Source organism: Streptomyces milbemycinicus, from assembly GCF_002154605.1.
Classification (GTDB): Bacteria; Actinomycetota; Actinomycetes; order Streptomycetales; family Streptomycetaceae; genus Streptomyces; species Streptomyces milbemycinicus.
The window spans coordinates 1-11,643 of the sequence record NZ_MUNE01000469.1; the positions used below are offsets into that span (position 1 = coordinate 1).

Consider the following 11,643-nt stretch of genomic DNA (forward strand, 5'->3'; position numbering starts at 1 on the left):
TTCGTACCCCGCCCACTCGTCCCCCGCCCATTCGTCCCGCGCCCATTCGTCCCGCGCCCGCTCGTGCCCCGGCCGCCGGTTCCCCAACTGCCCGTTCCCCAGCCGCCGGTGCCCGTGGCGCCGACCCGGTGGGTGCGGCCGTCGGCGCGTACCAGCACGCCCGGGGAGAACGGGCGCAGCACCAGCCCGCCGAGCCCGGGGGTGCGCTGGAGCTCCGGGAAGGAGGTGTTGACCAGTTGCCCGCTGCGGTCCAGCCGGAAGCCGTCGATCAGATCGGTGGCCATACGGCCGCCCACCTGGGGCGCGGCTTCCAGAACGCTGACCGTCACCCCCGCACTGGTCAGCTGATGGGCCGCGGCCAGCCCCGCCAGTCCGGCTCCCACGATGACGACGTCCGTCCGGTGCGCGCTGGTGAGCACGTGCCCTCCCCGAGGTCGGTGCGTACGCTAAGGGGCCTGGTGCCCCCGACCGGCAGCCCGGGTGCGTACATTCCGCAACTCGGGTTCCCTGGGCCGGTCATGACAGTACGGACAAAAATGGTCGATGCCAGACGCGCATCGACCGAGCATGGGCGCACAGCGGTCGCACGTTGTCCGGCAGGGCGTCAGCGCCGGGCCGGTGGGGCTCAGCGGCGACCAGCGGCGCGCGCCGCCAGCGCGGCCCGCAGCGCCTGCTCGATCTCCGGGTGGGTGAAAGAGAACCCCGAGTCCAACAGCCGCCGCGGCACCGCCCGTACGCTGCCGAGCACATCGCTGGAGAGCTCGCCGAGCGCAAGCCGCAGCGCGGGCGCGGGGACGGACAGCAGCGTCGGCCGGCCCAGCACCCGGCCCATGGCGGCGGTCACCTCCCGGTTGGTGATCGGCTCGGGCGCGGTGAGGTTGACCGGGCCCACGAGCTCGTCCGTGGCCAGGATGTGGCGCAGCGCGGCGATGTGGTCGTCCAGGGCGATAAAGCTCCAGTACTGGCGGCCACTGCCCATCCGGCCGCCGAGCCCGAACCGGAACAGCGGAAAGAGCCGCCCCCAGGCCCCGCCCTCAGCGGCCACCACCAGCCCCGTGCGCGCGAACACGGTCCGTACGCCCGCCTCCTGGGCCGGCCCGGTCGCCTCCTCCCACTCCTGGCACAGGTCCGCGAGAAATCCGTCACCAGGGGGCGCGCTCTCGTCCACCACGCGCCCCCCGGTGTCGCCGTAGAAGCCGATCGCGCTGGCGCTCACCAGCACCCTGGGCGGAGCGTCGAGCGAGGCCACCGCCTCGGCGACGGCGGTCGTGCCGAGCACCCGGCTGTCCCGCAACTCCTTCTTGTACGCATCGGTCCAGCGGCGGTCGCCGATCCCCGCACCCGCGAGATGCACCACCGCCGCACAGCCCGCGAGCCCTGCCGAGTCCACCCACTGCCGCTTCGGATCCCACCGGACCTCGTCCTCCGCCCGGGGCGCGCGCCGCACCAGACGCACCACCTGGTGGCCGTCCGCGTGCAGGGAGCGGACGAGAGCCGTGCCGATGAGCCCGGACGAACCGGTGATCGCGATACGCATGGGGCCATCCTGCCCGCGATCGTGTACGGGGTGTCGGAGGCGGGTGGTGAACGCGGGGCGAGGGCCGGCGCGAGGGCCGGCGCGAAGGCGGACGTGAGCGCGGACTCGAAGGCGAACTCATGAGCGATCGGGCCGACATGGCACAGTGGCCCACATGTCCGATCTGACCATCCGACCCGCCGCCCTCTCCGACGAAACGACGCTCGCCGACCTGGACCGGCGCACCTGGTCCCCACTGCACTCCGTACAGCCGCCCCCGCACCCGAACGACCCCTTCTTCACCGACCGGAGCCGGCCCGAGCAACTGCTGATCGCCGAGGCCGACGGGCGGACGGCGGGCTTCATACGCCTCGTCGCGCCGACCCCGCTGGTCTGCAACGCCCACGTACGCGCGATCCAGGGCCTGGCCGTGGACGACTGGGCGCGCGGCCGGGGCGTGGCGCGGGCGCTGCTCGGCGCGGCGTACGAGGAGGCCAGGCGCCAGGGGGCGGTCCGGATCACGCTGCGGGTGCTCGGGCACAACGCCCCGGCGCGGCGGCTGTACGAGTCCGAGGGCTTCGCGGTGGAGGGCGTGCTGCCGGGGGAGTTCCTGCTGGAGGGGGAGTACGTGGACGATGTGCTGATGGGGCGCGCCCTCTGAGCCCCTGCCCTCGCTGAGTCAGGCGCGGAAGCGTTCCCACAGCCGGGGGAACCGCTCCGCCAGCGCTCCCTCGTCCGCCAAGTCGAGAACCGCGCCGACCGGTTCGGCCGACCGCGCCGGCAGGCCCAGGTCCGGCAGCACCGCGCCGGTCAGCTGCTCGTACGCCTCGTCCGCCGCGAAACCCAGGTCCTCGCAGTCCCCGTCCACCTGCTCGTCGAAGCCCTCCAGCAGCTCGGCGAGGTCGTCCGGCTCGTGCAGCGCGCCCTCGAACACCTCCCGGCCCTGGCCGATCAGCCAGTAGCGGAAGGCGTCGAAGGCGTCGTCGCCCACGTCGCCCAGCAGGAGCTGGGCCGCGCCCCACAGATCCCAGCGGTAGGCGCGGTTGGAACGGGCCTCGAAGTGGCGGGCGAAGTCCAGAACGGCGTCCGGATCGAGCTGGGACAGCCGGTCGACGAGCAGGTCGGACTGGTCCTCGGGGTCGCCCTCGGCAGCATCCCGAGCGCTGTCGACCAGCTCCCAGAACTCCGTCTCGTCCATCACGGGACCAGGATCGGCCCTCCCGCGCGCCCGCGCACGCCGGAGTGGCCCGGAGTGCAAGGCGACAGAAAAAAGACGACAGAAGATGGCGGGATTCACTGCGAAGGTCGGAGGCGTTCACACCACACCAGTCCGAGAAGGGACATGCATACGTGAGCACACAGGGCGCACTGGCAGGCAGGGTCGCACTCGTCGCAGGGGCGACACGCGGCGCGGGCCGGGCGATGGCCGTGGAACTGGGGGCGGCGGGGGCCACCGTCTACGCGACGGGGCGCACCACGCGCGAGAAGGCCAGCGAGGTCGGGCGGACGACGGAGACCATCGAGGAGACGGCGGAGCTGGTCACGGCCGCGGGCGGTACGGGGATCGCGGTGCCGGTCGACCACCTGGTGCCCGAACAGGTGCGGGCGCTGGTGGAGCGGATCGAGGACGAGCAGGGGCGGCTGGACGTACTCGTCAACGACGTGTGGGGCGGCGAGCACCTGGTCACCTTCGACAAGAAGACCTGGGAACTGGGGCTGGAGAACGGGCTGCGGATGCTCCGCCTCGGCGTCGAGACCCACCTCGTCACCAGCTACTACGCGCTGCCGCTGCTGATCCGGCGGCCGGGCGGGCTGGTGGTGGAGGTGACCGACGGCACGGCCGAATTCAACAAGACCTACCGCGAGAACCTGTTCTTCGACCTCACCAAGAACGCCCCCATCCGGACGGCCTTCGGGCTCGCCCAGGAACTGAAGGAGTTCGGCGGCACGGCCGTCTCCATCACCCCGGGCTTTCTCCGCTCCGAGCAGATGCTCGACCACTTCGGGGTGACCGAGGAGAACTGGCGCGACGCCGTCGCGCGCGAGCCGCACTTCGCCATCGCCGAGACGCCGTACTTCGTCGGGCGGGCGGTCGCGGCGCTCGCGGCGGACCCGGAGCGGGCACGGTGGTCGGGGAAGTCCGTGTCCAGCGGGGAGCTGGCCAAGGAGTACGGCTTCACGGATGTGGATGGCTCGCGGCCGGATGCGTTCGGTTACTTCCGGGATGTGGTTTTCGGGGGGAAGGAGGGGACGGCGGAGGACTACCGGTAGGGGTCGGCGGTGGGCGGTCGCTATCGGTAGAGGTCCCTGGCGCGGCCGGCCGCTACCGATAGCTCCGCGGCGCGGGCGGCCGCTACCGGTAGAGCTCCGCGGCGCGGGCGGCCGCCGCGGCGAAGCGCCGGCGCAGCTCCGGCGGCGCCAGGACCTCCGCCTCCGGGCCGAGCGCCAGCAGCTGCTCGTACGCGACGTCCAGGGACTCCACGGGCAGGGTGACGGTGATCCGCCCCTGCCCGTCGGGCCCCTCGGCCCCCTCGGCCGCCGCCACGGCCTCCTGGCCCGCCGTACGGTCCGTCGCATACGGCAGCCGCCGCGCACCCTCCTCGGTCAGCCGCAGCACAACCTTCTCGCGCAGCAGCGAGCGGACGAACTGCGCGGCCCGCTCCTCCCAGAACGCGGGCAGGTCGAAGTCCGCCAGCCGCTCGAAGCGGCCGTGACGGTCGTGTCTGCCCTCATCAGCGGCGGTCGGCGAGACGGCGGTGAACCGGTCCACCCGGTAGACGCGGAAGTCGCCGCCCTCGACCCGCGCCGCCAGATACCAGACACCCGCCTTCAGAACCAGCCCGTACGGCTCCAGCTCCCGCTCCACCTCCGTGTCCCGGCGGCGGTAGCGGGCGGTGATCCGGCGGTCGTCCCATACGGCGTCGGCGATGGCGGGCAGCAGGTCCGGTGCCTCGGGCTCCTGCCACCAGCCGGGGGCGTCGAGATGGAAGCGCTGGGCCGCGGTGTGCGAGGCGTCGCGCAGCTCCGGGAGGAGCGCGGCGGACACCTTCAGCCGGGCGGCGGAGGCGGCGTCCGCGAGCCCCATGCCACGCAGCGCGGCCGGCACCCCGGACAGGAACAGCGCCTCGGCCTCCGTGCGGCCGAGGCCGGTCAGCCGGGTGCGATACCCGCCGACCAGACGGTAGCCGCCGCTGCGGCCCCGGTCCGCGTAGACCGGGACCCCGGCCTCGGAGAGCGCGGCCACATCACGTGTGACCGTACGCTCCGAGACCTCAAGCTCCCGCGCCAGCTCGGCCCCCGTCATCGAGGGCCGGGACTGGAGCAGCAGCACAAGACGGATCAGCCGGGCGGCACGCATGCGCCCATCATGCCGTCGCACGCGGCCGGAGGGCTCGGGTGTCCTTCCCCCAGCCCGAAACGGCTTGCTCAGAGGATGTCTCACGTGGTGAGTTTTGCCAGTCTCTTGTAGCAGGTCAGGGCTGCGGCGAGGCCGAGGAAGGCGAGGAAGCGACTGTCTTTTCGTTCGTACCGGACGGTGAGGTGGCGGTAGCCGAAGAGCCCGCCTACTAGGGCAGCGTGCGCACCTGCACCGCACCCCTTCCGCGCGGTACGGGCCTGGTCAGGGCTCACGCCGGGCGGTGTTTTTGCGCCATCGCCAGTTCCCGGCCGTGTCACTGAGAGTTATTGATTGATAACGCTCCGCACTGTCGGCTCTGACCAGGCAGGCAGGGAGCCGGCCAGCAAGGAGACGAGATGTCCGAGACCACGCCCAACTCGAAGGGCCCCGCCAAGACGCAGATGTCGCCCGAGAGGCTTGCAAGCCTCGGGCTGACTCCCGCACCCGAGGCGGCGGCGCCCAATGAACCCGCGCTGATCCCGGCCGATCAGGTCAAGCCCGAGGACGTAGGCACGCTGTCGATTGAGTACCGCGACGGTAAGCCCGTCATCGTCGTCAGCGGCGGGACGTACATTCCGGCGACACTGATGGTCGTAGACGGGTCCGACAACGCGGCCGGGGCGCACGCGGCCCGGTCACGCTACGAGCGGTACATCGGGGACTTCGTCTTGCACTGCCACATTCTCGACCATGAGGATAATGGAATGATGCAAAACATCCGCATCTCCATCCCCGAGTAGCACTGAATCGCCCTGGTACGAGTCACCAACGCCCGTACCGGGGCATCGTGTTGTCAGAACGGCGTACTGACCGCTCCGAAGTCCTCGCGCGTCTTGGCCTTGTGACACGGGCGGCACAATGGTTGGACGTTGCTGTCCGTGTCCGTCCCGCCGAGGGCGAGCGGCTGCATATGGTCGACGTCGATAGCGGACGCAAGCACGTCCCGCAGCGGGCACAGCGAGCCCGACCCGCCTTACGGATCACCGCCGGAGTCGGCGAGCCGCATCGTTGCCGACGGCTGGAAGACGCACGACGGACGGCGGGGATGTCGTGACCGGGAACTGTGCGGAGTGCGCCCGCCTGGAGCGCGAGAAGGAAGCGGCGCGCACGGCCGGAGACCTGAGCAAGGTCACCGACTGTGCCGTGTTACTGAGGCGCCACCCCGACCACGGCAAGAGGCGCGCTCGCGCTGGAAGGGGGCGGGTATGACTCGGGCTGTCCACCGGTTCCGTGAGTTCCAGCTCATCCCCGACACCGAGCCTGGCGCCGAACCGCTCACGTACGTGATGCAGTGCGCGGTGTGCGAGCAGTCAGGGGAGCCCGGCGACGACCAGGCCGCCGCGCACACGTGGGCGACCGGCTCTCGCCGAGTGCATGGCGTGCCCCGCCACGTCGGGGCGAGTGGACGGCAACCCCGGTCCCGTCGCGCGCTGGGCCATCCTCCACGCACAGCAACAGGGGCTGAATCATGGCCAGTTCCTCGTGACCGTTGAGCGTCACTGGCGTGTGGACCCCGTGCGCACCCCGGACGCACACGGCACGGTCACGCTGCCCCCGACCCACAGCGCCGGCACCACCAACCGGACGCCCGCCACGCACCGCGCCCCCAGACGCCGGGGCACCTGCTGGTGTCGCACCGTGGCATGCCTGGGGCGATGCGCCGGGCCGCTGGTCCTGACCACGTTCCTTTTGGGCGCCGCACTCGGCGGCTACCGACCGGTCAGAACACCGGCTGACCCGCTGATGACGCCGCACGGCCCAGTGGCTTTGCGGTGATTTTGAGACGGCGACACGCCGAAGCGACGGCGTGTCGCCGTCTCAAACTCACCGCAAACCCATGCCTCGGCTGTGCAAGTCACCGGTATGGGGACAAGCCCCGAGCCCGATGGGCACCACGGCTGCGCCCCGGGTCCGCCAGGGGGTCCTGGCAGGCCCGGGGCGGGGCCTGGCGGGCAGGGGAGAGACCCCTCAGATGCCGTAGCGCTCCGCCGCTTCCTTCGCCGCCGTCGGCTTGACCTCGCCGCGGCGGGCGAGGCGGTTCAGGGTGGTGACCACGATGGCCGGGGCGTCGACGCCGAAGTGGCGGCGGGCGGCCTCGCGGGTGTCGGAGAGGCCGAAGCCGTCTGTGCCGAGGGAGTACCAGTCCTGCTCGACCCACTGGCTGATCTGGTCGGGGACGGTGCGCATCCAGTCGCTGACGGCGAGGACCGGGCCCGGTGCGCCTGCCAGGGCACGGGTGACGTACGGGACCCGGTCTTCGCCGTTGAGCTGCGCCGCGTCACAGGACAGGGCGTCGCGGCGCAGCTCGCTCCAGGAGGTGGCGGACCACACGTCGGCGGCCACGCCCCAGTCGTCGGCGAGGAGTTTCTGGGCCTCCAGGGCCCAGTGGATGGCGGTGCCGGAGGCGAGGAGCTGGATGCGCGGGGCGCCCTCGTCCGTCAGCTCGGCCGACTTGTAGCGGTAGAGGCCCTTGAGGATGCCCTCCTCGACGCCCTCGCCGGTGGGCATGGGCGGCTGGACCTTGGTCTCGTTGTAGACGGTCAGGTAGTAGAAGACGTCCTCGGCGTCGGGGCCGTACATCCTGCGCAGACCGTCCCGCACGATCGCGCCGACCTCGTACGCGAAGGCCGGGTCGTACGCGACCGCCGCCGGGTTGGTGGAGGCGATCAGGTGGGAGTGGCCGTCGGCGTGCTGCAGGCCCTCGCCGGTCATCGTGGTGCGGCCCGCAGTGGCGCCGATCAGGAAGCCGCGGCCGAGCTGGTCGGCCAGGGCCCACATCTGGTCGGCGGTGCGCTGCCAGCCGAACATCGAGTAGAAGATGTAGAAGGGGATCATGGGCTCGCCGTGCGTCGCGTACGACGTCGCGGCGGCGGTGAAGTCGGCCATCGAACCGGCTTCGGTGATGCCCTCGTTGAGGATCTGGCCGTTGGCCGCTTCCTTGTAGTAGAGCAGCTGGTCGCGGTCGACGGGGTCGTAGGTCTGGCCGAGCGGCGAGTAGATCCCGGCGGTCGGGAAGAGCGATTCCATGCCGAAGGTGCGCGCTTCGTCGGGGACGATCGGCACCCAGCGGCGGCCGGTCTCCTTGTCCCGCATCAGGTCCTTGACCAGGCGGACGAACGCCATGGTGGTGGCGATCTCCTGGGTGCCGGAGCCCTTGGCCAGGGTCTCGAAGGGTTTGGCCGACGGCTCGGGCAGGGCCACCGGGTGGACCTTGCGGGCCGGGGCGGGGCCGCCGAGGGCGGCGCGGCGGTCCTGGAGGTAGCGCACCTCGGGGGAGTCGGCGCCGGGGTGGACGTACGGGACCAGCTTGTCGTCCAGCGCGCTGTCCGGGATGGGCAGCTCCAGGAGGTCGCGCATGGCGCGGAACTCCTTGCCGCTCAACTTCTTCATCTGGTGGTTGGCGTTGCGCGACTCGAAGCCGGGGCCGAGCGTGTAGCCCTTGACGGTCTGGGCGAGGACGACGGTCGGGGCGCCCTTGTGCTCCATGGCCGCGCGGTACGCCGCGTACACCTTGCGGGGCTCGTGGCCGGCCCGGGAGGTGTGGAAGCACTCGGCGAGCTTGGCGTCGGTCAGGCCCTGGCCGAGCCGGGTGAGCTCGGCGTCGGCGCCGAAGAAGTGGTCGCGGATGTACCCGGCGTCGCGGGTCGCGTACGTCTGGAACTGGGCGTCGGGGACCTCGCGCAGCCGGCGCAGCAGCGCGCCCGAGGTGTCGAGGGCCAGCAGCTCGTCCCAGGCGGAGCCCCACAGGGCCTTGACGACATTCCAGCCGGCGGCGCGGAACTGCGCCTCCAGCTCCTGCACGATCTTGAAGTTGGCGCGCACCGGGCCGTCGAGCCGCTGCAGGTTGCAGTTGATGACGAAGGTGAGGTTGTCCAGGCCCTCGCGGCCGGCCAGGGCGAGCGCCGCGGTCGACTCGGGCTCGTCCATCTCGCCGTCGCCCAGGAAGGCCCATACGTGGGAGCCGGCGGTGTCCTTGATGCCGCGGTTCGCGAGGTAGCGGTTGAACCGGGCCTGGTAGATCGCAGAGATCGGGCCGAGGCCCATGGAGACGGTGGGGAACTCCCACAGCCAGGGCAGCCGCCGCGGATGCGGGTAGGAGGGCAGGCCCGAGCCGCCCGCCTCGCGGCGGAAGTTGTCCAGGTGGGCCTCGGTCAGCCGGCCGTCGAGGAAGGCGCGGGCGTAGATGCCGGGGGAGGCGTGGCCCTGGATGTAGAGCTGGTCGCCCGAGCCGTCGGCCTCCTTGCCGCGGAAGAAGTGCTGGAAGCCCGTCTCGTAGAGCCAGGCCGCGGAGGCGAAGGTGGCGATGTGGCCGCCGAGGCCGTCACGGCTGCCGCGGGTGACCATCGCCGCGGCGTTCCACCGGTTCCAGGCGGTGATCCGCCGCTCCATGTCCTCGTCGCCGGGGAAGGAGGGCTCGGCGGCGGTGGGGATGGTGTTGACGTAGTCCGTCTCGAGCAGCGGGGGCAGCCCAAGGCCGGCGGTCTCGGCGCGCTCCAGCGTGCGCCGCATCAGGTACGAGGCGCGGTGCGGGCCGGCGGCCCGGGTGACGGCATCCAGGGACGCGCCCCATTCGGCGGTCTCCTCGGGGTCGCGGTCCGGGAGCTGGTCGAGCTCGCTGGGCTGCTGCGGGACGGGCTGCTGGATGGGCTGCTTCCGGGTGGCTGCGGCCATCCCTCCGTTGACGAGGTCGGTCATGTCTTGACTGTAAATTCTGATCGATGATCGATCAAAGTACTTGAGCCCAAAAACTTCTCCGAAAGGCGAAATTGGCATTCCGTGCCGTGAAAGTAGGCACGCGGTGCAGCCCCGCTGAGAGCCTCCGGAGGCTTACGCGCGCGGCGCGCAGCCCAGCACATGCTCCTTGACGAGCTCAGCCACCCGCGGGTCCCGCCGCCGGAACGCGTCCACGACGGCCTGGCCCCGCTGAGAGCCTCCGGAGGCTTACGCGCGCGGCGCGCAGCCCAGCACATGCTCCTTGACGAGCTCAGCCACCCGCGGGTCCCGCCGCCGGAACGCGTCCACGACGGCCTGGTGCTCCTCGGCGTACGACTGCTGGCGGGTGCCCAGCCAGCGGATGGACAGGGTGGTCCAGATCTCGATGCCGAGCGATTCCCAGGTGTGCAGCAGCACACTGTTGCCGGAGGCCCGGACCAGCTCGCGGTGGAAGGCCACGGTGTGCCGCACCTGGGCCTCCCCGTCGGATCTTCGGTCCGCCTCGTACAGCGCCGTCACCTCGGGTTCCAGGGCCGAGGTGTCCTCGGCCAGCCGGGGCGCGGCGAGCTCCGCGGCGATCTGCTCCAGACCGGCCCGCACCGGGTAGATCTCCTCCAGGTCGGCGGCGGTCAGATTGCGGACGCGTACGCCCTTGTTGGGCGCCGACTCGATCAGCCGCAGCGTCTCCAGCTCGCGCAGGGCCTCGCGGACGGGCGTCTGGCTGACCTCCAGCTCGGTGGCGATCCGGCGCTCCACGATCCGCTCGCCCGGCTTCCAGCGCCCGCTGACGATGCCCTCCACGATGTGCTCGCGGATCTGCTCGCGCAGCGAGTGGACGACGGGATGGACCATGGCACTCCTCCGAACGGTACTGACATGACAATACGGCGGGCGGGCAGACGACGGCGCCCCCGCCCGGATCTCTCCGGGCGGGGGCGCCGCCGTCAGCTGTGCCGATGTTGCCGACGTGTGTCGACGTGTGCCGACTCGCGAGGGCTCAGAGGCCGAGCTCGACCTCGAACTCGCCGGCCTCCAGGATCTCCTTGACCGCCGTCAGGTAGCGGGCGGCGTCGGCGCCGTCCACCAGACGGTGGTCGTAGGAGAGCGCGACGTACGTCATGTCGCGCACCGCGATCGTCTCGCCGAGGTCCGGGTGGTTGATGACCACCGGGCGGCGGACGGTCGCGCCGATGCCCAGGATGGCGACCTGGTTCGGCGGCACGATGATCGTGTCGAACAGCGCACCGCGCGAACCGGTGTTGCTGATGGTGAAGGTCGCGCCGGACACCTCGTCCGGGGTGATCTTGTTGGACCGGACCTTGCCCGCCAGCTCCGCCGTCTTCTTGGCGATACCGGCGAGGCTGAGGTCACCCGCGTTCTTGATGACCGGGGTCATCAAGCCCTTCTCCGCGTCGACGGCGATGCCGACATTCTCGACGTCGAAGTAGGTGATGGTGCCCTCGTCGTCGTTGATCCGGGCGTTGATGGCCGGGTGGCTCTTCAGCGCCTGGACGGCGGCCTTGACGAAGAACGGCATCGGCGAGAGCTTGACGCCCTCACGCTGTGCGAACGCCTCCTTCGCCTGGGCCCGCAGCCGCATGAGCTTGGTGATGTCCACCTCGACCACGCTGGTCAGCTGCGCCTGCGAGTGCAGGGCCTTCATCATGTTGTCGCCGATGACCTTGCGCATCCGCGGCATCTTGATGGTCTGGCCACGCAGCGGCGACGGGGCCGCGGCAGCGGCCTTCGGCGCCGCGGCCGGGGCGGCCTGGGCGGCCCGGGCCTGCGCGGCGGCGGCGGCCTTGGCGGCCTCCGCGGCGGCGATGACGTCCTGCTTGCGGATACGGCCGCCGACGCCGGTGCCCTTGACGGTGGCCAGGTCCACGCCGTTCTCCGCGGCGAGCTTGCGCACCAGCGGGGTCACGTACGCACCCTCGCCCTCAGCGGCAGCCGGAGCCGCAGCGGCCGGAGCCGGAGCGACGGGGGCCGGAGCGACCGGGGCCGGGGCGACCGGGGC

General features: G+C 71.5%; 13 protein-coding genes and 1 pseudogene. 5 read left to right on the forward strand and 9 right to left on the reverse strand.

Going from position 1 to position 11,643, the window contains the following annotated elements; translation table 11 throughout:
• Positions 1-419, reverse strand: a 419-nt coding sequence (locus tag CCN51_RS33735; protein WP_143675969.1) for an FAD-dependent oxidoreductase, incomplete at its 3' end; no start/stop codon positions are given.
• 206 nt (positions 420-625) lie between these two features.
• Positions 626-1,537: a TIGR01777 family oxidoreductase gene (locus tag CCN51_RS33740; protein WP_014180351.1), complete on the reverse strand. Its 912-nt coding sequence runs from the start codon at positions 1,535-1,537 to the stop codon at positions 626-628.
• Between the two features lie 154 nt (positions 1,538-1,691).
• Here CCN51_RS33740 and CCN51_RS33745 point away from each other — a divergent pair, with 154 nt between their 5' ends.
• Positions 1,692-2,177, forward strand: a complete 486-nt coding sequence (locus CCN51_RS33745) for a GNAT family N-acetyltransferase (protein WP_043487779.1) — start codon at positions 1,692-1,694, stop codon at positions 2,175-2,177.
• A gap of 18 nt (positions 2,178-2,195) precedes the next feature.
• Here CCN51_RS33745 and CCN51_RS33750 read toward each other — a convergent pair whose 3' ends face one another.
• Entirely contained in the window at positions 2,196-2,714 is a 519-nt protein-coding gene (locus tag CCN51_RS33750; RefSeq protein ID WP_014180353.1) for a DUF4240 domain-containing protein, read from the reverse strand.
• Between the two features lie 152 nt (positions 2,715-2,866).
• Here CCN51_RS33750 and CCN51_RS33755 point away from each other — a divergent pair, with 152 nt between their 5' ends.
• Entirely contained in the window at positions 2,867-3,787 is a 921-nt protein-coding gene (locus tag CCN51_RS33755) for an SDR family oxidoreductase (RefSeq protein WP_043487782.1), read from the forward strand.
• Between the two features lie 82 nt (positions 3,788-3,869).
• Here the strand turns inward: CCN51_RS33755 and CCN51_RS33760 are convergent, their stop codons facing one another.
• Both CCN51_RS33760 and CCN51_RS58150 read right to left on the reverse strand, forming a co-directional pair.
• Positions 3,870-4,874, reverse strand: coding sequence for a helix-turn-helix transcriptional regulator (locus CCN51_RS33760; RefSeq protein ID WP_014180355.1), 1,005 nt, complete (start codon positions 4,872-4,874; stop codon positions 3,870-3,872).
• Positions 4,875-4,954: 80 nt separating this feature from the next.
• A pseudogene (locus tag CCN51_RS58150) lies at positions 4,955-5,074 on the reverse strand (IS5/IS1182 family transposase); the annotation flags it as partial.
• Between the two features lie 195 nt (positions 5,075-5,269).
• Between CCN51_RS58150 and CCN51_RS56625 the strand changes: the two are divergent.
• The gene (locus CCN51_RS56625) at positions 5,270-5,653 is read left to right on the forward strand and encodes a multicopper oxidase domain-containing protein (protein ID WP_014180356.1); all 384 of its coding nucleotides are present in this window, start codon (positions 5,270-5,272) and stop codon (positions 5,651-5,653) included.
• A gap of 53 nt (positions 5,654-5,706) precedes the next feature.
• On the opposite strand, the gene CCN51_RS33775 is transcribed toward CCN51_RS56625, so the two are convergent.
• On the reverse strand, positions 5,707-5,853 hold the full coding sequence (locus CCN51_RS33775; protein ID WP_342749401.1) for an HNH endonuclease: 147 nt from the start codon (positions 5,851-5,853) through the stop codon (positions 5,707-5,709).
• Between the two features lie 265 nt (positions 5,854-6,118).
• Between CCN51_RS33775 and CCN51_RS60450 the strand changes: the two genes are divergently transcribed.
• Positions 6,119-6,406, forward strand: a complete 288-nt coding sequence (locus CCN51_RS60450) for a DUF7848 domain-containing protein (RefSeq protein ID WP_453058537.1) — start codon at positions 6,119-6,121, stop codon at positions 6,404-6,406.
• Positions 6,288-6,689 carry a DUF7848 domain-containing protein gene (locus tag CCN51_RS60455; protein ID WP_453058540.1) on the forward strand — a complete coding sequence of 134 codons (402 nt, stop codon included), beginning with the start codon at positions 6,288-6,290 and terminating at the stop codon, positions 6,687-6,689. The genes CCN51_RS60450 and CCN51_RS60455 overlap by 119 nt, the downstream gene beginning before the upstream one ends.
• A 192-nt stretch (positions 6,690-6,881) precedes the next feature.
• Here the strand turns inward: CCN51_RS60455 and aceE are convergent, their stop codons facing one another.
• From aceE to sucB, 3 genes are all read right to left on the reverse strand, one after another.
• Positions 6,882-9,584 carry a pyruvate dehydrogenase (acetyl-transferring), homodimeric type gene (gene aceE, locus CCN51_RS33785; RefSeq protein WP_055414313.1) on the reverse strand — a complete coding sequence of 901 codons (2,703 nt, stop codon included), beginning with the start codon at positions 9,582-9,584 and terminating at the stop codon, positions 6,882-6,884.
• Positions 9,585-9,854: 270 nt separating this feature from the next.
• On the reverse strand, positions 9,855-10,478 hold the full coding sequence (locus tag CCN51_RS33790; protein WP_014180358.1) for a GntR family transcriptional regulator: 624 nt from the start codon (positions 10,476-10,478) through the stop codon (positions 9,855-9,857).
• Positions 10,479-10,623: 145 nt separating this feature from the next.
• Positions 10,624-11,643: 2-oxoglutarate dehydrogenase, E2 component, dihydrolipoamide succinyltransferase (gene sucB, locus CCN51_RS33795; RefSeq protein ID WP_086860465.1), on the reverse strand; the 1,020-nt coding region annotated here is incomplete at its 5' end.